27 protein-coding genes are annotated in these 21,214 nt (G+C 72.2%); 11 read left to right on the plus strand and 16 right to left on the minus strand.

The window, feature by feature from the left end:
- Positions 1 to 53: 53 nt before the first annotated feature.
- A complete protein-coding gene (locus AC0ZLC_RS17145) occupies positions 54 to 719 on the minus strand; it encodes an HAD family hydrolase (protein ID WP_476752818.1) in 666 nt (221 codons plus the stop codon).
- Between the two features lie 37 nt (positions 720 to 756).
- Complete coding sequence (locus AC0ZLC_RS17150; RefSeq protein WP_476752819.1) at positions 757 to 1,794, minus strand: PHP domain-containing protein; 1,038 nt, start codon at positions 1,792 to 1,794, stop codon at positions 757 to 759.
- Between the two features lie 267 nt (positions 1,795 to 2,061).
- Here AC0ZLC_RS17150 and AC0ZLC_RS17155 point away from each other — a divergent pair, with 267 nt between their 5' ends.
- On the plus strand, positions 2,062 to 2,298 hold the full coding sequence (locus AC0ZLC_RS17155; protein ID WP_476752820.1) for a hypothetical protein: 237 nt from the start codon (positions 2,062 to 2,064) through the stop codon (positions 2,296 to 2,298).
- Positions 2,299 to 2,446: 148 nt separating this feature from the next.
- Here AC0ZLC_RS17155 and AC0ZLC_RS17160 read toward each other — a convergent pair whose 3' ends face one another.
- From AC0ZLC_RS17160 to AC0ZLC_RS17180, 5 genes are all read right to left on the minus strand, one after another.
- Positions 2,447 to 3,778 carry a TolB family protein gene (locus tag AC0ZLC_RS17160; RefSeq protein ID WP_476752821.1) on the minus strand — a complete coding sequence of 444 codons (1,332 nt, stop codon included), beginning with the start codon at positions 3,776 to 3,778 and terminating at the stop codon, positions 2,447 to 2,449.
- A gap of 274 nt (positions 3,779 to 4,052) precedes the next feature.
- Entirely contained in the window at positions 4,053 to 5,291 is a 1,239-nt protein-coding gene (locus tag AC0ZLC_RS17165; protein ID WP_476752822.1) for a ricin-type beta-trefoil lectin domain protein, read from the minus strand.
- Positions 5,292 to 5,444: 153 nt separating this feature from the next.
- Positions 5,445 to 6,011: a VanZ family protein gene (locus AC0ZLC_RS17170; RefSeq protein WP_476752823.1), complete on the minus strand. Its 567-nt coding sequence runs from the start codon at positions 6,009 to 6,011 to the stop codon at positions 5,445 to 5,447.
- A 305-nt stretch (positions 6,012 to 6,316) separates the two neighbouring features.
- Positions 6,317 to 6,682, minus strand: a complete 366-nt coding sequence (locus tag AC0ZLC_RS17175) for a cupin domain-containing protein (protein ID WP_476752824.1) — start codon at positions 6,680 to 6,682, stop codon at positions 6,317 to 6,319.
- Positions 6,683 to 6,860: 178 nt separating this feature from the next.
- Entirely contained in the window at positions 6,861 to 7,553 is a 693-nt protein-coding gene (locus AC0ZLC_RS17180) for a DUF4230 domain-containing protein (RefSeq protein ID WP_476752825.1), read from the minus strand.
- Positions 7,554 to 7,736: 183 nt separating this feature from the next.
- Between AC0ZLC_RS17180 and AC0ZLC_RS17185 the strand changes: the two genes are divergently transcribed.
- A complete protein-coding gene (locus tag AC0ZLC_RS17185) occupies positions 7,737 to 8,471 on the plus strand; it encodes an alpha/beta hydrolase family protein (protein ID WP_476752826.1) in 735 nt (244 codons plus the stop codon).
- Positions 8,472 to 8,612: 141 nt separating this feature from the next.
- Entirely contained in the window at positions 8,613 to 9,566 is a 954-nt protein-coding gene (locus AC0ZLC_RS17190) for a ribose-phosphate diphosphokinase (protein WP_476752827.1), read from the plus strand.
- 36 nt (positions 9,567 to 9,602) lie between these two features.
- On the opposite strand, the gene AC0ZLC_RS17195 is transcribed toward AC0ZLC_RS17190, so the two are convergent.
- Both AC0ZLC_RS17195 and AC0ZLC_RS17200 read right to left on the minus strand, forming a co-directional pair.
- Positions 9,603 to 10,028: an anti-sigma factor antagonist gene (locus tag AC0ZLC_RS17195; protein ID WP_476752828.1), complete on the minus strand. Its 426-nt coding sequence runs from the start codon at positions 10,026 to 10,028 to the stop codon at positions 9,603 to 9,605.
- A 314-nt stretch (positions 10,029 to 10,342) separates the two neighbouring features.
- Positions 10,343 to 11,293 carry an NADP-dependent oxidoreductase gene (locus AC0ZLC_RS17200; protein ID WP_476752829.1) on the minus strand — a complete coding sequence of 317 codons (951 nt, stop codon included), beginning with the start codon at positions 11,291 to 11,293 and terminating at the stop codon, positions 10,343 to 10,345.
- A 70-nt stretch (positions 11,294 to 11,363) separates the two neighbouring features.
- Between AC0ZLC_RS17200 and AC0ZLC_RS17205 the strand changes: the two genes are divergently transcribed.
- Positions 11,364 to 12,311, plus strand: coding sequence for a GlxA family transcriptional regulator (locus tag AC0ZLC_RS17205; protein ID WP_476752830.1), 948 nt, complete (start codon positions 11,364 to 11,366; stop codon positions 12,309 to 12,311).
- A gap of 31 nt (positions 12,312 to 12,342) precedes the next feature.
- Here the strand turns inward: AC0ZLC_RS17205 and AC0ZLC_RS17210 are convergent, their stop codons facing one another.
- From AC0ZLC_RS17210 to AC0ZLC_RS17220, 3 genes are all read right to left on the minus strand, one after another.
- Positions 12,343 to 12,924, minus strand: coding sequence for a TetR/AcrR family transcriptional regulator (locus AC0ZLC_RS17210; protein WP_476752831.1), 582 nt, complete (start codon positions 12,922 to 12,924; stop codon positions 12,343 to 12,345).
- The gene (locus AC0ZLC_RS17215; protein WP_476752832.1) at positions 12,921 to 13,283 is read right to left on the minus strand and encodes a DUF1304 domain-containing protein; all 363 of its coding nucleotides are present in this window, start codon (positions 13,281 to 13,283) and stop codon (positions 12,921 to 12,923) included. Before AC0ZLC_RS17215 ends, AC0ZLC_RS17210 begins: the two co-directional genes overlap by 4 nt.
- 144 nt (positions 13,284 to 13,427) lie before the next feature.
- Positions 13,428 to 13,589, minus strand: coding sequence for a hypothetical protein (locus AC0ZLC_RS17220; protein ID WP_476752833.1), 162 nt, complete (start codon positions 13,587 to 13,589; stop codon positions 13,428 to 13,430).
- A gap of 196 nt (positions 13,590 to 13,785) precedes the next feature.
- Here AC0ZLC_RS17220 and AC0ZLC_RS17225 point away from each other — a divergent pair, with 196 nt between their 5' ends.
- A complete protein-coding gene (locus AC0ZLC_RS17225; protein WP_476752834.1) occupies positions 13,786 to 14,178 on the plus strand; it encodes a VOC family protein in 393 nt (130 codons plus the stop codon).
- A 70-nt stretch (positions 14,179 to 14,248) separates the two neighbouring features.
- Here the strand turns inward: AC0ZLC_RS17225 and AC0ZLC_RS17230 are convergent, their stop codons facing one another.
- Positions 14,249 to 14,554, minus strand: a complete 306-nt coding sequence (locus AC0ZLC_RS17230) for a DUF4235 domain-containing protein (protein ID WP_476752835.1) — start codon at positions 14,552 to 14,554, stop codon at positions 14,249 to 14,251.
- A 328-nt stretch (positions 14,555 to 14,882) separates the two neighbouring features.
- Here AC0ZLC_RS17230 and AC0ZLC_RS17235 point away from each other — a divergent pair, with 328 nt between their 5' ends.
- Positions 14,883 to 15,857: a cation diffusion facilitator family transporter gene (locus tag AC0ZLC_RS17235; RefSeq protein WP_476752836.1), complete on the plus strand. Its 975-nt coding sequence runs from the start codon at positions 14,883 to 14,885 to the stop codon at positions 15,855 to 15,857.
- Positions 15,858 to 15,930: 73 nt separating this feature from the next.
- Here AC0ZLC_RS17235 and AC0ZLC_RS17240 read toward each other — a convergent pair whose 3' ends face one another.
- Positions 15,931 to 16,374, minus strand: a complete 444-nt coding sequence (locus AC0ZLC_RS17240) for a nitroreductase family deazaflavin-dependent oxidoreductase (protein WP_476752837.1) — start codon at positions 16,372 to 16,374, stop codon at positions 15,931 to 15,933.
- Positions 16,375 to 16,583: 209 nt separating this feature from the next.
- Here AC0ZLC_RS17240 and AC0ZLC_RS17245 point away from each other — a divergent pair, with 209 nt between their 5' ends.
- Both AC0ZLC_RS17245 and AC0ZLC_RS17250 read left to right on the plus strand, forming a co-directional pair.
- Positions 16,584 to 17,066, plus strand: a complete 483-nt coding sequence (locus tag AC0ZLC_RS17245; protein ID WP_476752838.1) for a nuclear transport factor 2 family protein — start codon at positions 16,584 to 16,586, stop codon at positions 17,064 to 17,066.
- 208 nt (positions 17,067 to 17,274) lie between these two features.
- Positions 17,275 to 17,478, plus strand: a complete 204-nt coding sequence (locus AC0ZLC_RS17250; protein WP_037622929.1) for a cold-shock protein — start codon at positions 17,275 to 17,277, stop codon at positions 17,476 to 17,478.
- A 98-nt stretch (positions 17,479 to 17,576) separates the two neighbouring features.
- Here the strand turns inward: AC0ZLC_RS17250 and AC0ZLC_RS17255 are convergent, their stop codons facing one another.
- Positions 17,577 to 18,155 (minus strand): TetR/AcrR family transcriptional regulator, encoded by a 579-nt coding sequence (locus AC0ZLC_RS17255; RefSeq protein ID WP_476752839.1) that lies wholly within the window; start codon positions 18,153 to 18,155, stop codon positions 17,577 to 17,579.
- Positions 18,156 to 18,262: 107 nt separating this feature from the next.
- On the opposite strand from AC0ZLC_RS17255, the gene AC0ZLC_RS17260 reads away from it, so the two are divergent.
- Positions 18,263 to 18,742: a nuclear transport factor 2 family protein gene (locus AC0ZLC_RS17260; RefSeq protein ID WP_476752840.1), complete on the plus strand. Its 480-nt coding sequence runs from the start codon at positions 18,263 to 18,265 to the stop codon at positions 18,740 to 18,742.
- Positions 18,739 to 19,272 (plus strand): flavoprotein, encoded by a 534-nt coding sequence (locus AC0ZLC_RS17265; protein WP_476752841.1) that lies wholly within the window; start codon positions 18,739 to 18,741, stop codon positions 19,270 to 19,272. The genes AC0ZLC_RS17260 and AC0ZLC_RS17265 overlap by 4 nt, the downstream gene beginning before the upstream one ends.
- 75 nt (positions 19,273 to 19,347) lie before the next feature.
- On the opposite strand, the gene AC0ZLC_RS17270 is transcribed toward AC0ZLC_RS17265, so the two are convergent.
- Complete coding sequence (locus AC0ZLC_RS17270) at positions 19,348 to 20,187, minus strand: endo alpha-1,4 polygalactosaminidase (RefSeq protein ID WP_476752842.1); 840 nt, start codon at positions 20,185 to 20,187, stop codon at positions 19,348 to 19,350.
- A gap of 283 nt (positions 20,188 to 20,470) precedes the next feature.
- Here AC0ZLC_RS17270 and AC0ZLC_RS17275 point away from each other — a divergent pair, with 283 nt between their 5' ends.
- Complete coding sequence (locus AC0ZLC_RS17275) at positions 20,471 to 21,214, plus strand: NADPH-dependent F420 reductase (RefSeq protein ID WP_476752843.1); 744 nt, start codon at positions 20,471 to 20,473, stop codon at positions 21,212 to 21,214.

The raw sequence follows: 21,214 nt of genomic DNA on the forward strand, positions 1-21,214 counted from the left end.
CCCGCCGGGGCTTCAGGCCCGCGTGCCGCCGTCCAAGGGCGGCACCGCGCCGCTCACGCGTCCGGAGCCAGTGGGCTGTCCGCCAGCTTGGCGAGCAGGTGGGCCGTGTCCCGGTAGACCGAGCCGGCCCCGGCCTCCTCCAGGTCGGCGCGCGGAATGCCGCCGGACAGGACGCCCACGGTGGTCACGCCGGCCCGGGTGCCCGTGCGCATGTCCCATACGGTGTCGCCGACGAACACCGCACGCTCGGGCGGCACACCGACCAGCTCCAGGGCGTGCTCGACCGGTTCCGCCGCCGGTTTGCCCTGGTCGACGTCGTCGGCGCTCGCCGTCGCCCTGATGGCGTCGTCGGCGTCGATCGCCCGGCGCAGCGCACCCAGTTCGGCCCCGCCCGCCGAGGTGGCCAGCACCACGGCCCAGCCGTCGTCGGCCAGTCGCCGCAGCAGCCGCCCGGCGTCCCGCATCGGGGGCAGGCGGTCGAAGTAGGTCCCGTAGAGGGTCTTGTGCGCCTGGCTCAGCGTCTCGTCCTCGTCCGGGTCGCGGTCCTCGCCGAGCAGGTGGGGGACCAGGTCGTCGGAGCCCAGCCCGATCGCCCGGTGGATGTCGTGCATCGGCACCTGGTGCCCGGCCTGTCGAAAGGCCTCCCACCAGGTCGTCACATGTAGGTGATTGGTGTCGACGAGAGTGCCGTCGACATCGAACACGGCTGCCCGTTCCATCAGATGTGATCTCCTCTCACGTCGCACGGGTACCACGTCAGGGGCCTGCCACGCGTCGCGGTGTCGTCCTGTTCCTGGTCCAGGACAGCAGCTCGTCCGCCGTCCAGGTGGTGATCACGCGCTCGGCGGGCACCCCGCACTCCTCGGCCCGCGCGCAGCCGTGGATCTGCCAGTCCAGCTGGCCCGGCGCGTGTGCGTCGGTGTCGACGGAGAACAGCACGCCCGTCCCGACCGCCCTGCGCAGCAGCCGCCGCGGCGGGTCGAGCCGCTCGGGACGGCTGTTGATCTCCACGGCCGTCCCCGCCTCGGCGCAGGCGGCGAAGACCTCGTCCGCGTCGAACTCGGACTCCGGCCGCCCCCGTCCGGTGACCAGGCGGCCCGTGCAGTGCCCGAGGACGTCCGCGTGCGGATTGCGTACGGCGGCCACCATGCGCCGTGTCATCGGGCGGGCGTCCATGCGCAGCTTGGAGTGCACGGAGACGACCACCACGTCGAGCCGCTCCAGCAGCTCCGGTTCCTGGTCGAGCGAGCCGTCGTCGAGGATGTCGCACTCGATGCCGGTGAGCAGCCGGAACGGCGCCCACCGCCGGTTGAGTTCCGCCACCACGTCCAGCTGTTCGCGCAGCCGTTCCGGGGACAGCCCGCGTGCCACGGTGAGCCGGGGGGAGTGGTCCGTGAGCACCGCCCACTCGTGCCCGAGCCGTGCCGCGGCCCGGCCCATCTCCTCGATCGGGCTGCCGCCGTCCGACCAGTCGGAGTGCAGATGGCAGTCGCCGCGCAGCAGTGCCCGCAGCTCCTGGCCGCCCTCGGCGAGCGGCGCGTCGGCCTCGGCCTCCAGCTTCTCCAGGTAGCCGGGCACCTCACCGGCGAGTGCCTCGCGCGCCACCTGCGCGGTCTTGGGCCCGACCCCTTTCAGGGACTCCAGGGTCCCCGCTGTCGCCCGTTCCCTGAGCTCGTCCTCGGGCAGCGCGCCCAGCACCTCGGCCGCGGCACGGAACGCGCGGACGCGGTACGTGGGGGCCTGGGCCCGCTCCAGCAGGAACGCGATCCGGTCCAGTGCCTCGACGGGGTCCATCGACACCTCCTCCCTCCAGCCTTGCCCAGCCGCCGCCGGCCCGCACGGCGGACCCGGCGAAGCGGTGGGCCCGCCCGCGCACCGGCCGAGGGGCGGGCGCTACGGCAGGGCCGCCTGCCGGCAGCCGCAGCAACTTACGACGGCACGGGCTCACCCGGCTGGGCGAACACGGGCCCCTCGCCCCTCCGGCTCCACACCGGGCCGACGTGGTGACGACCGCCTCCCGGGCCCACCACTGACCCGGGAGAACCGCTCTACGCTCTAGACATGACCGAAAGCGCGAGCCCCTACATGTCCACCCCGCGGATCATGGTGCTCGGGGTGCAGCCGGGCAGGCCGCCGTTCCGCATCGTCGAGATCGACGGCGAGGTGGTCGGCGAGGCCAGGGCCTTGACCGACGTCCTGGTGGCCGCCGCGGCCTACGGCATCACGGTCCATGACCTCGACGACCCGGACGTCGTCCGCTGGGTCGGCGGCGACAAGCTCACCTGGCATCCCCACTGAGCCGCTTTGTTCGTCTTCCGGCGCCCGCAAAAGGGGCCCCGGAAGGCCAGCCGCACGGCCGTGCCATCGGAGGGTCCCGCGAAGGACTGACCACGAAGATCCACCTCGCATCCGAGGCGCACTGCCGGCCTCTGGTCCTCCGCTGCACTCATCGCAGGCGGCGCAGGAAGACGTCGCTCACCCCATTGCCGTCCTTGGGGACGAGATCGCTCGCCGTGCTGTCGAACACCGCCGTGCGGCCGGCCAGATCAACGCTGAAATTCAGTGTGAACGCGTTGGCCTGCGTTCCGTCGGACGCGACGTTGACGCGTTCCACAGCGCCGGTGCGCAGGTCGCGTACGAAGACGTCCTCGTTGCCGTTGGTGTCACCGGGCACCAGGTTGGAGGCAGCAGAGGTGAAGAACGCGCGCCGATTGTCGGCGCTCATCGCCACGCGGCCGTACGAGATGTCGTCGGCCTCGGCGCCGTCGGCGGCCACGCTCAGCCGCCGGGTGACGCCTGTGCGCAGATCCGTCGCGAAGGCGTCCGTGGTGCCGTTGGTGTCGTCGGCGACGATGTTGCCGTTGCCGCTCATGAACAGCGCATAGCGCCCGTCCGGGCTCAGGCCGATGTTGGTGAGGACCGCCACTTGTGAGCCAGGGAGAGTGCGTGCAGCCAACTGGGTGCGGCCGGTGCGCATGTCGTGCGCGTAGAACACCTGGGCCCGGGGCCGCGCCGGCGCGTCCCGGTCAGCGCCCGCCTGGGGGACCAGATTGGACGCCCTGCTCTTGAACCCGACCCGGCTGCCGTCCGCGCTGATCACCGGAGAGATGGAGTAGGCGTCTCCTTGCGTGCCGTCGGAGGCGACGCTGACACGTTTGACGGTCCCGCGCCACCTGTCCTTCACGAACACGTCCTGCGCGCCGTTGGTGTCCCCCGGCACCAGGTCGCTGCGCGTGGAGAGGAACGCGACGAAGCGGCCGTCCGCGCTGATCGACGGCTCACCGTCCTCGACGCGCTCGTGCGGCCGGTCCCCGATGAGGACTTCCGTACGCCTCATCCAGCGGTCGCGTACGTACACCTCGGTACTGCCGGTGGGGTCGCCGCCGGGCACGAGGTTCGTCGCGTCCGAGCTGAAGACGACGAACCGTCCGTTGCCGCTGACCGCGGCGTCCCCCGTGGAGCCGTTCGCGGGTGCGCCGTCCGCGGCCACGTCGACCCGCTCCACCTTGCCGGTGCGCAGCTCCTTCAGCAGAAGGCCGCCCTTCTGGGTGTCGCCGGGTATCAGGTTGTCGGCCTGCGAGCCGAAGATGACGACGCGGCCGTCACCGCTGATCGTCGCCTGCCCCGACTCGCCGTTGGCCTCCGTGCCGCCGGCAGCCACGCTCACCCGCTCGGTGCGCCCGCCGTGCCCGTCCGATGCGGCGGACGCCGGCAGCGCCGCTGTCGCGCAAGTTCCCAAGACCGCCGCCACGACGGCCATGTGTCTGAGATGGCGCATGCAACTCCCCTTGTCGAAGCGGTGGATCGTGCCTGACCGAGCCAGGGGAGCCAATCGCGAGGCGCTGCCAGGGTCAATGGGGGAGGGTCCGGCGCCGGTGCGCATCGGCCAGTGTCGACAACGCTCGTAAGCACTACACCTAGTGCCTGACCGGCCCTTCCCCGAGCCGAGGTCCCGAGGTCCCGAGGTCCCGAAGACCGGGGGAGCCGAGGAAAGGGAGAAGGTCCGGCCGGGGCGACCCCCCGCCGGACCCACCGCCGCCCGTCCGGACGGTCTAACCCACCGTCCACTTCTGGTTGGCGCCGCCGGAGCACGTCCAGACCTGCAGCCGCGTGCCGTTGGCCGAGCTGTTGCCGGTCACGTCCAGGCACTTGTCGGCCTGGGGATTCACGATGTCGCGGGCCGAGGTGACCACCCACTTCTGGTTCGGGCTCCCGGCGCAGTCCCACAGCTGGACGGTCGAACCGTTCGCCGTGCCGTTGCCGGTGACGTCGAGGCACTTGCCCAGGGCGCGGATCGTGCCGTCCGAGGACACCGTCCACTTCTGGGCGGCGGTGCCGTTGCAGTCGTAGAGCTGTACGGGGGTGCCGTTGGCCGCGCTGGCCCCCGCCACGTCCACGCACTTGCCGGCGAGACCCGTGATCGGGCCCGCGGTGCCGGCCGAGTCGCTGGTCGTCACCTTCACCTCGTCCACGACGAGCTGCTGCGGGAAGGACGTGGAGCCGTCCGGGTCACCGGGCCAGTAGCCGCCGACCGCCAGGTTCAGGATCAGGAAGAACGGCTTGTTGAACACCCAGGTCTTGCCGCCCAGGTCGGCCGGCGTGCGGCGCTGGTAGACCGTGCCGTCGACCGACCAGGAGATCGAGTCGGGCGCCCAGTCCACCGCGAAGGTGTGGAAGGCGTCCGCGAAGGCCTGGCCGCCGGGCAGGGTGTAGCCGGCGCCGATGCCGCCCGATCCGGAGTAACCGGGGCCGTGGAGCGTGCCGTGGACGGTGGAGGGCTCGAAGCCGACGTTCTCCATGACGTCGATCTCGCCCGAGTTGGGCCAGCCGACCTGCCCGATGTCGCTGCCGAGCATCCAGAACGCCGGCCACATGCCCTGCCCGCGCGGGATCTTCATCCGCGCCTCGACGTGGCCGTAGGTGCTGGTGAACTTGCCGGACGTGTTCAGCCTCGCCGAGGTGTACTCGCAACGGCCGTACCAGCACTGGTAGTTGCCCGGGTTCTCCTTGCGGGCGGTGATCACCAGATGGCCCTGGCCGTCCAGGGCGGCGTTGTTGCTGCCCGGCGTGTAGTACTGCCGTTCGTGGTTGTTGACGTTGTCGCCGGTCTCGATCTGCCACTTCGAGGAGTTGACGGCCGATCCGGCGGGACCGTCGAAGGTGTCCGAGAACGTCACGGCCGCTGCCGCCGCCCGGGGACCCGCGTGCGCGGGAACGACGGCGGCGGCAGCGGCGAACACGGCGGACAGAGCGGCGAGAAGACATCGGCGGAGCAGGCGCGGGGAGTCCATGACTCTCCCTTCTTTGCGGCGGCCCGTGCGGGCGGGCATGCCGATCGAGGCGGGGGATGCGAGGTGGGGGGTGCACGCTTCGCCTCTTGATTTAAGAAGTGAGGTAAGGGGGTGTCAAGACTTAGGTCCGGACCATCTTCCCCGCGGCTCCGGTCAGTCGCGGCGGGGGCGGCGGGGGTGCACAGCCCGGCCGAGCCGCCGGCCCAGCAGCAGGTAACCGATCAGCGCCCCGCTCGTGTTGAGGATGACGTCGTCGATGTCGAAGGCGCGCCCGGTGAGGAACGCCCCCTGCACCACCTCGACCAGCAGCATCACCACGGCGGTCAGCAGCACCACCCGCAGCAGTCCCCGGGTCTTGGGCGCCAGCATGGGCAGCAGCACACCGAAGGGCACACCCAGCAGAATGTTTCCGCCGACCTGCTTCACGGCGTCGTACAGCGCCGGCTGGTTGAGGTACGCGCGCAGGGAGCGGCCCGGATGCAGGTTGTTGTGGGTCATCGCCTCCGAGGCCGGCGACGGCTGGAGCGTCAGCTTCGCCAGTACGGCCGCGAACGCCACCATGGCCGCGAACGCCAGCAGGGTGACCAGCACGCGTACCAGGAAGGGGAGTCCGCGCCGCTCCCGGGGTGCTGCCTCCCGCGGTGGTTCCGGCGACCGCCGCTCGGATTTCGCGGCACGCGTGGTGCGCAAACCCCGCAAGCCCAACGCCGTACGAACCATTCCAGCCTCCTGGTGACAACTGCCCTGTGGATGAACGCGATTACCCGCGATGCGGCGGCGGATGCCCGGTCGGGCAGCAGCCGCGGGCGCGGATTCGTCCGGAGTGCCGTCAGTCCGTGAACGCCACGGACCGCGGCTCCCTCCCTCGCCGTCTGCCCGTATTCCCCCGCCTCACCGGATCCAAGCGGGCTGCGGCCCGGGTCTTTCGGTGAGGTGGCGCCGAAACGGGACGGGGTCCGGCGGAGTGATGTTCTCACTCCGCCGGACCCCGCCCCGTGGACCGGAACTGTCCCGGTGGACCGGATTCAGGCGTTCCGCGCCTTCGCGTAGTCCTGCGCCATGCCGCCGGCGAAGTCGTACAGGATCACCTGTTCGTCCCCCACCACCCAGGCGTCGTGTCCCGGCGGGCAGACGAAGACGTCGCCGGGGCCGACCTCGCTCTCCGCGCCGTCGTCCATGAGCAGGCGCATCCGGCCCTGGACGACGAACCCGTTGTGGTGGATCCGGCAGCTTTCCGTGCCCGCGATCGGCCCCACGGACTCGGACCAGCGCCACCCGGGCTCGAAGGTCCCGACGGCGAAGTCCAGCCCGGTGAGGTGGACCGCCTCCAGGTGGCCGCGGGGGAAATCGCGCCGCTCGTCCGGCTTGTCGACCGTTTTGACCTCAAGCATCACGGCTCCCTTCGGTCGGGCCGTGCCCGACACCTGCCGGGGCCGGTGCTCGTCTCCTCCGCGGCGTCCTCGGGCCGGCGCCCACGTCGACCGGACCCCTCACCACCATGCTCCGCCCGTTCCCCGGGCGCCGCCAGGTGGAGAGGCGGCGTCCCGCGGGGGCGTGCGCACGGTGTGATCAGGCGGCGCCGTACGTGACCTTCACCTCCTTGAAGCCGAGCGAGCCCAGCAGGCCCTTGAGCATGCTCGTGGTGTTCTCCTCGGCGCGTGCGGCGAGTTCACTGTCGTCCGCTGCCTCGCCGATGTGCTTGACCGCGAGCTTCTGCACGGCGCGTTCGCTGTTGGGGTTGTCGGAGAAGAAGTCGCCGAGCCGGTCCAGGAGGCCGCGCTGCTTGGAGACGGCGTAGGAGTGGTCGGCGTCGAGCGAAGGCTTGCCGAGCGCGGCGTGCGGCAGCCGGATCGTGGCCGACGTGCGGTCGTCGTTGACGGACACGTCCTTCTTGTCCAGGCGGCCGAGGTCGACGTAGGCGTCCACGGTGCCGGCGCCCACGTACAGGGTGCGGGTGCCGCGGACGGCGTCCGGCAGGAGCTTGGCGTCCTTCTCCAGGTCCACGACCACCTGGAAGTTGCCCGAGGCGGCCTCGTACCTGCTCATGTCCTGGATGGACTTCAGGAGCGCGGGTCCCGTCCGGTCGTGCGTCTCCTCACCGAACATGTCCCGCAGTCCGGGAAGCACGCTGAGTGCCAGGCCGGCGAACAGCACCGCGATCACCAGGATCGAGGCGACGAGCGCCTTGATCCAGCCGGGCAACTGCCTTCTGCCCCGGACCTCGGACGTCTCGGGGGCCTTCTGCTTGGTGGACGTCGTCATGTCGACAGCCCTCCTTTCTCTACGCCGTGTGCCCCCCAATTCCGCCGCCACAACGCCGGGTCGGCCGAATCCCCGGGCCGGCCCCGCCGCCCCGCCCGTCCGGTGCCGGGGCGAGGCTGGTAGACAAAGATCCCGGCCGCCCGACCCCGCCGGCAGAACCCGCGGAAGGTCTCCCCAGCGCACATGTCCATCACCGTCGCCCGCGACCTGCTCTACACCACCTCGGCGGACGGCCGCCGGCGGCACCTCGACGTCTACCGGCCCCACCTCGCAGGACCGGTGTCCGTCGCGCTGCTCTGGCACGGCAGCGGTGCCGACGAGAAGGACATGCTGGCTCCCCTGGCCGAGGAGGCGGCGGGCAACGGCCTGCTGGTGTTCGTCCCCGACTGGGATCCCACGGCCGCCGACCGCGGACGCGCCGACCTGCTCGCCTCGCTCGACTACATGCGGAGCCGGGCCGCCCGGTTCGACGGCGCCACGGACCGCTCGGTGGTGGCCGGCTGGTCCGCCGGCGCGGGGGCGGCCGTGGGCCTCGCGCTGTCGTCCCGGTTCGACGACTGGCGCCCCTCCGCGGTCGTCGGTGTCGCGGGACGCTACGACGTCCCGGCCCGCAGTACGGGAACCGTGCCCCTGGACGACCTGAAGGAGCGGCCGGCCTCCCCGACGCCCGTACACCTGGTGCACGGCACCGAGGACACAGCCGTGCCCGCTCTGCACTCGCGTGAGCTGCTGGAGGCACTGCGCGACCAGGGACGGCCCGCCAGTCTCACGGAACCGGACACCGACCACGCCGGAGTGGTCATGACCGAGTTCGATCCCGGGCTCGGCCGCTGCCGTCGCTCCCGCTGCGCGCACGCGGTCCGGGCCGGACAGCAGACGGCCCGCATTCTCGCCCAGGCGGCCGTGTCGGGAGCCTGATTCCGATTGCCCCGCAGGTGGGCGCGCCGGCGCCGTCCGGCACCCGGCCGCCCTCGTCGGGGGAGAGGCGGTCGTCGGCGCGCGCCGGCCTGCCCGTAGCATGTGCCGCGCAGTCCGGATCTGATCTTGGAGGAGCGGATCGTGCGTGACATCGCCGTTTTCAGCGGCAGTGCCCATCCCGAGCTGGCGGCCGAGGTCTGCGCGCATCTGGGCGTGCCCCTCAGCCCCGCCCGGGTCAGCCGCTTCGCCAACGACTGCCTCGAGGTGCAGCTTCAGGCCAATTGCCGTGAGCGGGACGTGTTCCTGGTGCAGCCGCTGGTGGCGCCGGTGCAGGAGCACCTGGTCGAGCTGCTGCTGATGTGCGACGCGGCGCGCGGTGCGTCGGCGGGGCGCATCACGGTGGTCATGCCGCACTACGCCTACGCCCGCTCGGACAAGAAGGACGCGCCGCGCATCTCGATCGGCGGGCGGCTGGTGGCCGACCTGATGGTGGCGGCCGGGGCGAGCCGCGTCCTCGCGATGACGCTGCATTCCCCGCAGGTGCACGGGTTCTTCTCGGTGCCGGTCGATCACCTGCACGCCCTGCGGGAGCTGGCCACGCACTTCCAGGGTGACGACCTGTCGCGCACGACGGTCGTGTCGCCGGACCTCGGCAACGCCAAGGAGGCCGCCGCGTTCGCGCGGATGCTCGGGGCCCAGGTGGCCGCCGGTGCCAAGCAGCGGTTCGCGGACGACCGGGTGAGCATCAGTTCCGTGATCGGTGACGTGGCCGGGCGGGACGTCATCGTCCTGGACGACGAGATCGCCAAGGGCAGCACGGTGCTGGAACTTCTGGGGCGGCTGCGGGAGCTGGGACCGCGTTCCATCCGGGTCGCCTGCACGCACGGTCTCTTCGCCGCCGGTGCCCTCAAGCGGCTGAGCGAACAGCCCGACGTCCTGGAGATCGTGTGCACGAACACCGTGCCGATCGCGGCCGGGGAACGCACCGACAAGCTGCGGGTCCTGTCCATCGCCCCGGCACTGGCCGAGGCCGTCCGCCGGATCCACAACGGTGAGTCGGTCAGTGCCCTGTTCGACGCCCCCGAGACCGCCTGAACCGGCCCGCGTGGACCCCCGGGGAGGCCCGGGGGATCAGTCCGGATACGTGGGAAGGGGCTGCTCGGGCAGGCCCGGGAGCGGTGCGGAGCGGGACGTCGCTGCGGCGCGGCCGATCGCCTCGTCCGGGGAGGCCGACGGCGGCAGCACGCGGGCGAGGCCGGTGACGCGGATGATCCGCAGCGTGAGCGGGTGGGTGCAGACGAGGTGCAGTTCGCCGCCGCGGGAGGCGACGCGGTGCCGGGCGCGGTAGAGCAGACGCAGTCCGGAGCAGTCGAAGAACTCGACGGGCCGCAGGTCGATCACGATCCGCGGTGCCGGGCGACCGGTCTCGGCGTCCAGGACCGGGACGATGTCGACCGCCGCGCTGATGTCGATCTCTCCGTGCAGCTCCAGCACGGTGTACCCCCGGTACCGGTGTATGCGCAGCTGCCGGGTGAGGGGTGCAGGTTCGTGCTGCACGACGACATCGCCTCCAACCGGCTGCTGGCCCCGCTGCTGGTCGCGGGGCCCGGAGTCACCGGGGGCCGGGGTGACGACTTCTGTTGGACACGTCATCCGGGCACCCGTGGTTGCAAAACCGTTCCTTGCTCTGCAAGTTACCCCCGTGGGAGTGAATTCCAGCATGTTCGATTGACATATGTCTTGGAATTGATCGGCGAGTCCTGGACGGGTCGTGCGAGCCGCCGGGGGAAACGGGGGTGGACGGGGCACGAAAAGCGGGGCGGGTGCGGCTCGGCCCTCGTCCGGACCGAGCCGCAGAAACCCTTCTCGTGTTACGGGAGCGTCAGCACCAGCTTCCCCGTCGTGCGGCCCGTGTCGCCGAGGGCGTGGGCCTCGGCGGCCTCGGCCAGCGGGAACGAGCCGGCGATGGTCGCGCGCAGTTCGCCCGACTCGACCAGTCCGGCGATCGCGTTCATCCCCGTGTGGTCGGCCTCGACGAGCATCTCCACCGCCCGGACACCCAGCCTGCCGGCCTCCTCGACGAAGTCCGTCGCGCCGCTCGGCAGGATCGTGACGAGGAGACCGCCCGGGCGCAGGACACGCAGCGAGCGGAACCGGTAGTCACCGCCGACGGTGTCCAGCACGACGTCGACGTCCCGGACGGTCTCGGCGAAGTCGGTCTCCCGGTAGTCGACCGGCTCGTCGACCCCCAGCTCCCGCAGGAAGTCGTGCTTGCCCGCGCTGGCCGTCCCGATCACGTACGCGCCGCGCGCCTTGGCGATCTGCACCGCCAGGTGGCCCACCCCGCCGGCGGCGGCGTGGATGAGCACCCGCTGTCCGGGCCGCACGTCGGCGGTGTCGACGAGAGCCTGCCAGGCGGTCAGCGCCGCGAGCGGGAGCGCGCCCGCCTGCTCGTGGTCGACGGACGCCGGCTTGCGGGCCAGGGAGCGGGCCGGGGTCGTGACGTACTCGGCGTGCGACCCGACGCCGAACGGATAGGGCAGCATTCCGAAGACCTCGTCCCCGGGCTCGAAGAGGGTGACCCCGAGGCCGACGGCCTCGACGACACCGGAGACGTCCCAGCCGAGGACGAAAGGCGGCTCCTTGAGGAAGCCGCCGTTCTCCCGGTGCTTCCAGTCGGTCGGGTTCACTCCCGCCGCGCGCACCCGTACCAGCACCTCGCTCGGTCCCGGGGCGGGCCGCTCCACCTCTGCCTCCTCCAGTACCTCGGGGCCGCCGAGGACGGTCTGACGAATGGCGCGCATCGTGTTCTCAGTGCTCATGGGGTCCAGCCTGCCGGGGACCGCGGGCCAGGGAAATGGCAAAATTGCCACTGTCCGATAGGATCGTGCCATGCAATCCGTGGAGCGTGTCGTGGTCCTCGCCCTCGAGGGGATCTACCCCTTCGAGCTCGGCATCCCCAGCCGGATCTTCGGTGCGGCGGACGGCCGGTACGAGGTGCTGACCTGCAGTGTCGACGGCCGTCCGGTCCGCACGAACGCCGACTTCTCGGTCACCGTCGAGCACGGCCCCGAGGCGCTCGCCACCGCGGACACCGTGGTGATCCCGCCCATCACCCCGTCGTACGTCACCTCGCGACTGTCCGACGAGCTGACGGCCGTGCTCGCGCACATCCGGCCCGGTGCCCGTATCGTCTCGATCTGCACCGGTGCCTTCGTGCTGGCGGCGGCCGGTCTGCTCGACGGGCGCCGGGCCACCACGCACTGGCAGCTCGCCGACGAGTTCCGCGCCATGTTCCCCGAGGTGGACCTCGACCCCGACGTGCTCTTCGTCGACGACGGCACGGTGCTCACCTCGGCCGGCGCCGCGTCCGGTGTCGACGTCTGCCTGCATCTGATCCGCAAGGACCACGGCAGCGAACTGGCCAACAAGGTGGCACGCCGCTGTGTCGTGGCGCCCTGGCGGGACGGCGGTCAGGCGCAGTACATAGAGCAGCCGGTCCCCGAGCCCTCCGCCGCCGGTACGGCGGCCACCCGCCAGTGGGCCCTCGAACGCCTCGGTGACCCCCTGACGCTCGCCGACCTCGCGGAGCACGCCCGGATGAGTCTGCGCACCTTCGCCCGCCGCTTCGGCGACGAGGTGGGCATGAGCCCCGGCCGCTGGCTCATCCAGCAGCGCGTGGCCCGCGCCCGCCACCTGCTGGAGGCCAGCGACCTGCCGGTGGACCAGATCGCCGGCGAGGTCGGCTTCGCGACGGGCGCCTCCCTGCGCCAGCATCTGCACGCCGCGATCGGCGTCTCGCCCCAGGCCTATCGGCGTACGTTCCAGGCCGTGCGCTAGACCCGGCGCACGGGCGCCGGGACGGTCGCTCTCAGCGGCTCCGGTGCAGGGCGACGAGCAATTGCCAGACCTGGTGGGCGATCCCGTCCGGCGTGGCCTCGATCAGGCCGTGCAGCCAGTCGGCGAGGACTCCGGCGAAGGTGGCGGCCACCGCGGAAGCGACCAGCGGGGCGTCCGCCGCACCGGCGAGTTCCCGCTCGGTGAGACTGCGGGCGCGCAGGTCGCGGTGGAGCACCCGTCCGAGCGGCCCGCCGCCGCCCGGGCTCAACAGTGCGCGGTACAGGGCCGCGTGCGGGGCGAGTCCGGCGAAGAAGGCGAGCAGGGCGGGCGGTGCCGACACCGGATCGGGGCGGCCGCGCCACGCGTGCAGCGCGTCCACCGCGTCCCGTACGACCTCGGCGCAGGCGTCGACCGCCAGCGCCTCGAGGTCGGCGTAGTGCACGTAGAACGTGGCCCGGCCGACCCCGGCCGTCCGCACCAGCGCGGCGACCCCGACCTCCTGCAGCGGGCGGCGGGCGCACTCGTCGAGCAGCGCCGCGCGCAGCCGAGCCCTGGTGCGCGCGGCACGCGGGTCCCGCGAGCCGTCCCGGCTCCGGCCGTCCTGCGGCGTCAACGGGCGGCCAGCACGGCGGCCAGCGCGAGGGCGCCCGGAAGCGCCTGGGCGACCAGGATGCGGCGGTTCGCGGTGGCCGCGCCGTACACCCCCGCGACCACGACGCACACGAGGAAGAACACCTGGACGCGGAACCCGGTGGGATCCGCCGCGATCAGACCCCACAGCAGACCGGCGGCCAGAAAGCCGTTGTAGAGGCCTTGGTTCGCGGCCAGCGGGGCCGTCGCCCGGGCCAGCTCGGGATCGAAGCCGTGCAGTCCCCGGCCCGGCTTCCGCTCCCACAGGAACATCTCCAGGACCAGGATGTACACGTGCAGCGAGGCCACCAGCCCGACCAGCACATTCGCGACCGCTTGCATGTCCACCGACTTCCCGTGACGACGCTCTTCCTGGACAAGTGTCCAATATATCTGGACAGCTGTCCAGGAAGTGGCGTCCGAGTGCTCTCGGGCCGACGGGCCTGACGTTCCGGCTCGCTGCGGCGGAAGCGCCCTCAGCAGCGTCTAGGCGAGCGGTTCCCGCTGCGGCGCGCGCAGCTCGTCCAGCGCACCGAGATGACGTTCGGCCATCGCGTCGACCAGTGACTCGTCCCGGAACAGCAGCAGTGTCGCCAAGAGCTCCTGGCGGCGCACCAGTTCCGGCCCCGGCAGCACACCCCGCCGCACCAGGTCCAGTGCCCGGGCCGCCCCGGCCTCGGAGCAACCGAGCCCAAAAAACTTGACGCTTCGTCAACTCACTTGGACGGCAAGGTGGGTGATGGGAGGGCCGGCACCCGACTGATCTCCCGGGGCGGGGGGTACCCGGGCAGCGCAGGGCAGCGAGTGGCGCCGTCACCCGCGCCCCGGACCGTACGGAGGAAGCATGGGACTGGAAGTGACAGGCGTCGTGGTGCTGGACTGCTCCGAGCCCGAGAAGCTGGCCGCCTTCTACAAGGAACTCCTGGACGCCGAGGAGACGGACGCGACCGCGAACCGGGTCGAGATCAGGTCCCCCGACGGTCTCCGGATGGCGTTCCGCCGCGATGTGACGGCGACGCCGCCGAGCTGGCCGCGCCCCGAGAACTCGCTCCAGGCCCACCTGGACTTCCACGTGAGCGACCTCGACGACGCCGAACGCCGGGTCGTGAGCCTCGGTGGCCGCCCGCTGGAGACCAAGGACGCGTCCGGTCCCTACGAGGAGCGCGGCTACGCCGATCCGGCCGGGCACTCCTTCACCCTGCGGCTCATCCCCGCCACGGCCCCCAAGCAGGGCTGAGACCCGGCGGCGGTCCTCGGACCGCCGCCGGGCGGCACCGGCACGTTCCGTGCCCGTGCGCCGCCGGGGCTCAGTCCCGGCCGGCCTTGTCGCTGGTCGGCCAGACGCCCGTCGAGCGCTCGATGGCCTTCGCGCCCGTACGGTCCACCGCGCTGCGGACGACGGCGAAGAGGGCGCCCTGGACGGCCGCCGCGATCAGCACCTCGCCCCAGCCGCGGTCCTTGTCCAGCGCGTCCGGTGCGTTGTCCTCGTGACGGATGGCCTTCCAGGCGGCCTGGAACGCCATTCCGGCGAGCGTGCCGCCCGCCCAGCCGAGCACGAAGCCGACGGGCTTGTACGCGAGGGGGAGCGACTTCTTCTTCGTCTTCTTCGACATGTGGATCTCCTTGTTGCCTCTCGGCCGGCCTCCGGGGTGTCGCCGGACACTTGGCGTGTGTCCCTATCGGCGGCGAATACGCAGGCCGGGGTCGGGTGACACTTCTCTCCGTGGATCAGGGCCGCCCCTGTGCCGGTGTCTCCCACTCTCGCGCACCGGGCCCGGCCGCGTCCCGTCGCCGTACGGGCGGACGCCGAGTTTCCGCCCGGTGACGCCGTGTCAGCCGGCCGGACGGATCCGGGCCCAGCGGCACGATCCCGTCGCGACGGTTCCCCGATTTCCGCCGACGTCACCGTGTGAGCGTGCCCGGCTCGGGCATCCGGGGCCTGTGACCAACGACTCGACGCAACAGCCGAACAATTCGGACCGCAGGACACGCGTCACCGTCCTGGTGGCGCTGGGCGCCAACCTCCTGATCGCCGTCGCCAAGGCGGTGGGCGGTCTGGTGTCCGGTTCGCCCGCGCTCCTCTCCGAGGCGGCGCACTCGGTGGCCGACAGTCTGAACGAGGTCTTCCTCCTGGCGGCCCTGCGCCGCAGCCGCCGTCCCGCCGATCGGCGCCATCCCTTCGGCTACGGCAAGGAGCGGTTCTTCTGGTCCCTGCTCGCGGCCGTCGGGATCTTCGTGATGGGCGGCTGCTTCTCCGTCTTCCAGGGCGTCGAGGCACTCAGGAGCGGCGCCGAGGAGTCGTTCTCCGGCTATGTGACGGGCCTCGTCGTCCTCGGGGTGGCCCTGGTGGCGGAGGGCGCCTCCCTGGTGCGGGCGCTGCACCAGGTGCGCAAGCAGGGCGGCAAACTGCGCGACCCCGCGCTGCGCACCGTCGTCGCCGAGGACGGCACCGCGGTGCTCGGCGTGGCGCTCGCGATCGTCGGCATGGCGCTGCACATGGTCACCGGGCAGGTCGTGTGGGAGGCCGCGGCCTCGCTGGCCATCGGCGCGCTGCTCGTCTGCGTCGCCTTCTGGCTGGGCCGCGACGCCCGCGCCCAGCTCGTCGGGGAGGCGGCCGACGAGGAGCTGAGCGACCGGATCCGCGCCGTGCTGGCGGCACAGCCCGAGATCGACAGTGTGGAGGCGCTGCTCACCATGAAGATGGGCCTCGACTCCACGCTGGTGGCCGCCCGCGTCGACCTGGTCCCCGGGCTCGACAGCGAGGAGGTGGAGGACGTCGCCGTCCGTATCAAGCGGTCCGTCGCCCACCTGGTGCCGGCGGCCGACCAGATATTCCTCGACGTGACGGACGCGCGTGCCGCACGGAAGGCGGCGGCGGAGAGCCCCGCCGCGACGGGGGAGCGCGGCGGGGTCTGACGTGGGCGGCCCCGGGGCCCGAGGCCACGCGGACCGGTTCCCGGGCGTACGGGTGCTCGGGAGCCGGGTGGGCTCAGCCCGTCGGCTCCAGCACGAAGACGGGGATCTCGCGGTCGGTGTTCTTCTGGTAGTCGGCGTACGCCGGGTAGGCGGCGACCGCGCGCTCCCACCAGAGGGCCTTCTCCTCGCCGGTGACCTCACGGGCGGTCAGATCAAGGTGGGCCGGACCGTCCTGGAGCGAGACATGCGGGTCGGACTTCACGTTGTGGTACCAGACGGGGTGCTTGGGCGCGCCGCCCAGCGAGGCGACGGCCGCGTAGCTCCCTTCGTGCTCCACCCGCATGAGCGGGGTCTTGCGGATCTTGCCGCTCCTGGCACCTTTGGTCGTGAGGATGATGACCGGGAGGCCCGTGTCTCCCAGGGTCGTCCCCCGGGTCCCGCCGGAGCTCTCGTACAACTCCACCTGCTCGCGGACCCATTGCGTCGGGCTGGGTTCGTACTCGCCCTGAAGAGGCATGTCTGCCGTCCCATCGTCGCGTCGTACTGGCGTCGTCCAGTCAAGATTCAACACCGGGTCGCACGCAAGTCATCCACGCCCTTACCCGACGGGTAATCGACCCTGCCGCCGGCGTCGGGCACGGTGGACGCGTCGTCAGGACGTCCGGGCCGCGCACCGAGGGACACAAGCCGCGGGCCGGCCCACCGCACAGAAGAGGGAGCGAGCCCATGTCCGCAGCCACCGACCGGACCCCCGCCACGCGTGCCGCGATCGAGGAACTGCTGCGCCGGATCGGCGAGGGCGACCCCGAGCGGATCGCCGCGCTGTACGCGGAGACGAGCGACTGGAAGCTCAGCTGGCCCGAGGACGAGCACGGGCGGGCCGCGACCCCCTGGATCCGCCACCGGTCCACGCGGGCCGACGCCGCCGCGCACTACCGTGAGCTGGGCGCGCATCATGTGCCCGGCCGGGCGGCGACCGAGGTCGAGCGCGTCCTCGTCGACGGGGACGAGGCGGTCGTGCTGGGCGAGATCCGGCAGACGGCGGCGGTCACCGGACGGGACTACCGGGCCCGGTTCGCCCTGCACCTCACCGTCGAGGACGGTCTCGTCACCCGGCACCACGTGTACGAGGACAGCCTCGCCGTGGCCCGCGCCTTCGAGCCGCCGGTGCCCGGTGGCGACGCGCGGCCCGCCCCCGCCCGCACCTGAGCCCGAACGGAGGCACGAATTTCTCTCCGGATCTTCTCCTCGCTCTCTGGTGGGGGCCGGTTTCGCCGTGTAGCGTCTTCGTCAGATGTCGTGGTTCGCCGTACCTGCCCGCGCTCCGGCGCGGGCGCTTTGCTGTGACGGTGAGCCCGGGCGATCACCTCCGGGGCCCGCGCGGTGCGGATCCCGATCTCAACTGGAGGGCATCAGCATGGCCAGCGGAACCGTCAAGTGGTTCAACGCCGAAAAGGGCTTCGGCTTCATCGCGCAGGACGGCGGCGGGCCGGACGTCTTCGCGCACTACTCCAACATCAACGCGACCGGGTTCCGTGAGCTCCAGGAAGGCCAGGCGGTGACCTTCGACATCACCCAGGGCCAGAAGGGCCCCCAGGCGGAGAACATCACCCCCGCCTGACCCCGACCGAACCGGCCCGGCCCGCTACGGACCGGGCCGGTTCGGCTGTCGCACACCGCCTGCGGTGCGAGCCGCAGGCCTTCGCCGACGGGCCCGCGCTAACGGCAGGCGGCCATCAGCACCCGGGCGGCCTCGCGGGCACTCGCGGCAGGTGCCGTGTTCCGCTCGATGCCCGCGGTGACCATGGCACCCTCGGCGAGCACGTGTACCTGCTCGCCGACAGCGACCGGCACCCCCGCCTCGGCCACCAGCGTCACCAGATAGTCCTTGAACGCCTGCTTGTGCGCGCAAACTTGGGCGGCCACGCGCGGTGAGGCGGCCCCCAGCTCCCCGTACGAGTTGATCCACGCGCAGCCGCGGAACCCGGGCTCGCCGAACCACCGCTCCAGCCAGTCGAAGACCGCGAGAACGCGCTCGGCCGGCCCCTCGTGCCGGTCGACGTGCGCGGCGAGACGCCGGCGCCACCGGACGTCACGCCGCTCCAGATACGCCTCGACCAGCACCTCCTTGGCGGGGAACAGCTGATAGAGCCGCTTGAGCGAGACGCCCGACGCGGTGCGGACGTCGTCCATGCCGACGCTCTGGATGCCGCGCCCGTAGAACAGCTCCTCGGCGGCGTCCAGCGCCTGTTCCCGCGCGAGGGAGAGTGCCTGCTCGCGGGCGGCCGTGCTGTCCATGCGGAGTCCACTCCTTGACGCGAGAACCATCGTTCTCTACGTTAGCAGCCACCGGGAGAACGGCCGTTCTCCCGGTGTGCGGCCCCCCCCCCGACGAGGAGCACGCCATGAGTGACCGTCCGCCGCTTCCGCCCTTCACCCGCGAGAGCGCGGCCCAGAAGGTCCAGGCGGCCGAGGACGCCTGGAACACCCGCGACCCCCACCGGGTCTCGCTCGCCTACTCGAAGGACTCGGTCTGGCGCAACCGCGACACCTTCGTGCGGGGCCGCGCCGAGATCGTGGAGTTCCTGACCGTCAAGTGGGCGCGGGAGTCGGAGTACGCGCTGCGCAAGGACCTCTGGGCCTTCGACGGCAACCGCATCGCCGTACGCTTCCAGTACGAGTCCCGCGACACCGACGGCCGGTGGTGGCGCTCGTACGGCAACGAACTGTGGGAGTTCGACGAGCACGGCCTGATGACGCGCCGGGAGGCGAGCATCAACGACGTACGGATCGAGGAGAAGGACCGCCGGATCCGTGGCCCGCGTTCGGAGACGGAACGGGGAGCCGACCTCCCCCTGGGCCAGGTCATTGGGGTGCCCGGGTGAGCGAACCCACCGAGAAGCCCTTCCTGTACGTCGTCGTCTGCGCGGCCGGTGTCGCTCAGGACGTCGGCACCCTGATCACCGCGGCCCGGGAACGGAGTTGGGAGGTCGGCGTGATGGCCACCCCGCCGGCGCTCGGCTTCTTCGACACGGCGGCCGTCGAGGCCCGCACCGGCCGCCCGATCCGCTCCGCCTGGCGCTCACCCGGCGACCCCCGCCCGTTCCCGGCCCCCGACGCGGTGACCGTCGCGCCGGCCACCTTCAACACCGTCAACAAGTGGGCCGCGGGCATCTGTGACACCCTCGCCCTGGGAACCCTGTGCGAGGCGTACGGCCTCGGCGTCCCCATCTCCGTACTGCCCTGTGTGAACGAGGCGTTGGCCGCCCACCCCGCCTACCGCGCGAGCGTCGAGCGGCTGGCCGGCATGGGCGTCCGGTTCGGCGACCCGTACGCGGGCGGACCGCAGGAGGACGGCGCGCGCCGGGACTTCCGCTGGGAACGGGCCCTGGACCTGCTCACGCCGCCCGCTTGAGGTCCGGCCGACCGCGGCGCCTCATGGCCGGCCGGGGCGACGGCCCCGCTGGCCGCCGGTGTTCGGGCGTTTCCCTCAGCGGGTCCGGCGGACGTAGTCCGCGTCGCCCGGCGTGGACACCAGCACGTCCCGGCGCACGATGCTCAGCCGGCCCCCGAAGTGCGCACGCGCCTTGCGCAGACCACGGTCGGTGTACTCGATGACGAGCACCCGGTCCCGGAAGGCCTTCGCGTAGGCCCCGCACTCGTCGTACTCCCCGCACTCCTCCGCCACCGCGAAGTCGAGCCCCGCCCGGGACCGCCGTCCGGCCAGCTCGACCGTGTTCTTCTGCCCGATGGCCAGGTGCCGGGCGTGCGCGTGCGCCGACAGGAGCCCGGCGAACGCGACGGCGTCGTCGGCGGTCAGCAGGTGCCGGGAACGGGTGTAGCTGTCGTAGTTGTCCGGCTCGACCGCGTCGAAGCCCTTGGCGGCGCAGCCGTCGATCCACCGGTTGACGCGCGCGGCCACCCGCTTGCGTTTGGCCGGCGTGCCGATGTCCAGCAGTGCCTCGTTCCAGTCGCGGTCCATGACGACCTTGCCGTCCGCGTCACGCAGCAGCAGATCCGCCGGCCACGACCCCCGCTCCGCCGGCTGGGCCTGGAATGCGTTGACGTAACAGACGTTGTAGAGGCCGGGCGCGGGCGGCGACGAACGGTCGCGGCTGACGACGCGTACACCGGCCGGCGGGGGATAGGCGCCGCCGATCTGGTAGTCGAAGCCGGCACCGGGCGGGGGAAGGCGGACGCCGGCCCGTGTCGGCTGCGCCGAGGGATTCTGCGTGGCGCCGCCGTCGCAGCCGGTGAGCACGGCAAGTACGGCCAGTGCCGCGGCCAGGGTCCTGACGGGCCGGACGCGGGTGACGCGCCTGACGGGCATGTGCGCTCCATCAATCGCGAGTACGACCCCGCCTCGGACGCGTCCGCGATCCTGGCGACTGTGGCCGGGCTTGGACCGAGTCCGCTACCGGCTGGGCGCACCTCTGTGTGCCGGGTCGCACCACGGCACGCCATGATCCAAGCGTGCGGGTCCGTCCGCGTCAAGGGCCGTTCCCCGCCACGGAATCCGGTCACCCGACAGAAGCGCCGCCCGGGCCCGTGCCCGATGCTGGCCGGTGCGCACGCCGAGGGGGCCGCGCACGCCACGGGAGAGCAGGCACGTCATGCCCATCGGAATCATCGGGGCCGGAGCGGTCGGCCAGGCCCTCGCCGTACGGTTCCTGGCCGCCGGTGAGCACGTCGTCATCAGCGACAGCCGGGGCCCGCGGTCGCTCGGGGGACTCGTCCACGCCCTCGGGCCCGGGGTGACGGCCGGGACGGTCGAGGACGCCGCCGCCGGGGAGATCGTCGTTCTCGCCGTGCCGTGGCGACGGCTGCGGGAGGCGGTGGAGGCCGCACAGTCGTCCGACTGGCAGGAGCGGATCGTCATCGACACCACCAACCCGCCAGGCCCGCCCGGTCCCCTCGGCTGGTCCGGCCTTCTCGAGCGGCCCGGCTCGTCCGGCCTGCCCGCCCTCCCCGCCTCGTCGTCCGCCTCGTCCGGCCCGCTCGGGCCGTCCGGCCACGACACGGGCGGCCCCCTGCCGCCCGGCCTCCGCGAAGGCACCTCCAGCGAGGTCGTCGCCTGCCTGGTGCCCGGTGCGCGCCTGGTCAAGGCGTTCAACACCCTGCCCCCGGTCCTGCTCGCCGCCGACCCCCGCACCTCCGGCGGACGCCGTGTGATCTTCCTCTCCGGGAACCACCCCGGCGCCAACGGCCGGATCGCCCGTCTCGCCCGGCGCGCCGGCTGGGCGGCGGTCGATCTCGGCCCACTGGCCGGCGGCGGCCGCCTCCAGCAGTCCCCGGACGGTCCGCTGGCCACGCTCGACCTCATTCTGCGACCCGAAGCCGAGGCCTTATTGTCATGA

The sequence above is a fragment of the Streptomyces sp. GLSS-08 genome, from assembly GCF_056387915.1.

Excerpts from the sequence above, each read along its gene's own strand:
- AC0ZLC_RS17250 (WP_037622929.1), top strand. The coding sequence starts at position 17,275 with ATGGCCAGCGGAACCGTCAAGTGGTTCAACGCCGAAAAGGGCTTCGGC.
- AC0ZLC_RS17155 (WP_476752820.1), top strand. The coding sequence starts at position 2,062 with ATGACCGAAAGCGCGAGCCCCTACATGTCCACCCCGCGGATCATGGTG.
- AC0ZLC_RS17180 (WP_476752825.1), bottom strand. The coding sequence starts at position 7,553 with ATGACGACGTCCACCAAGCAGAAGGCCCCCGAGACGTCCGAGGTCCGG.
- AC0ZLC_RS17185 (WP_476752826.1), top strand. The coding sequence starts at position 7,737 with ATGTCCATCACCGTCGCCCGCGACCTGCTCTACACCACCTCGGCGGAC.
- AC0ZLC_RS17165 (WP_476752822.1), bottom strand. The coding sequence starts at position 5,291 with ATGGACTCCCCGCGCCTGCTCCGCCGATGTCTTCTCGCCGCTCTGTCC.
- AC0ZLC_RS17215 (WP_476752832.1), bottom strand. The coding sequence starts at position 13,283 with ATGCAAGCGGTCGCGAATGTGCTGGTCGGGCTGGTGGCCTCGCTGCAC.
- AC0ZLC_RS17255 (WP_476752839.1), bottom strand. The coding sequence starts at position 18,155 with ATGGACAGCACGGCCGCCCGCGAGCAGGCACTCTCCCTCGCGCGGGAA.
- AC0ZLC_RS17270 (WP_476752842.1), bottom strand. The coding sequence starts at position 20,187 with ATGCCCGTCAGGCGCGTCACCCGCGTCCGGCCCGTCAGGACCCTGGCC.
- AC0ZLC_RS17245 (WP_476752838.1), top strand. The coding sequence starts at position 16,584 with ATGTCCGCAGCCACCGACCGGACCCCCGCCACGCGTGCCGCGATCGAG.
- AC0ZLC_RS17225 (WP_476752834.1), top strand. The coding sequence starts at position 13,786 with ATGGGACTGGAAGTGACAGGCGTCGTGGTGCTGGACTGCTCCGAGCCC.
- AC0ZLC_RS17205 (WP_476752830.1), top strand. The coding sequence starts at position 11,364 with ATGCAATCCGTGGAGCGTGTCGTGGTCCTCGCCCTCGAGGGGATCTAC.
- AC0ZLC_RS17200 (WP_476752829.1), bottom strand. The coding sequence starts at position 11,293 with ATGAGCACTGAGAACACGATGCGCGCCATTCGTCAGACCGTCCTCGGC.
- AC0ZLC_RS17240 (WP_476752837.1), bottom strand. The coding sequence starts at position 16,374 with ATGCCTCTTCAGGGCGAGTACGAACCCAGCCCGACGCAATGGGTCCGC.
- AC0ZLC_RS17145 (WP_476752818.1), bottom strand. The coding sequence starts at position 719 with ATGGAACGGGCAGCCGTGTTCGATGTCGACGGCACTCTCGTCGACACC.
- AC0ZLC_RS17260 (WP_476752840.1), top strand. The coding sequence starts at position 18,263 with ATGAGTGACCGTCCGCCGCTTCCGCCCTTCACCCGCGAGAGCGCGGCC.
- AC0ZLC_RS17170 (WP_476752823.1), bottom strand. The coding sequence starts at position 6,011 with ATGGTTCGTACGGCGTTGGGCTTGCGGGGTTTGCGCACCACGCGTGCC.
- AC0ZLC_RS17160 (WP_476752821.1), bottom strand. The coding sequence starts at position 3,778 with ATGCGCCATCTCAGACACATGGCCGTCGTGGCGGCGGTCTTGGGAACT.
- AC0ZLC_RS17150 (WP_476752819.1), bottom strand. The coding sequence starts at position 1,794 with ATGGACCCCGTCGAGGCACTGGACCGGATCGCGTTCCTGCTGGAGCGG.
- AC0ZLC_RS17175 (WP_476752824.1), bottom strand. The coding sequence starts at position 6,682 with ATGCTTGAGGTCAAAACGGTCGACAAGCCGGACGAGCGGCGCGATTTC.
- AC0ZLC_RS17230 (WP_476752835.1), bottom strand. The coding sequence starts at position 14,554 with ATGTCGAAGAAGACGAAGAAGAAGTCGCTCCCCCTCGCGTACAAGCCC.
- AC0ZLC_RS17275 (WP_476752843.1), top strand. The coding sequence starts at position 20,471 with ATGCCCATCGGAATCATCGGGGCCGGAGCGGTCGGCCAGGCCCTCGCC.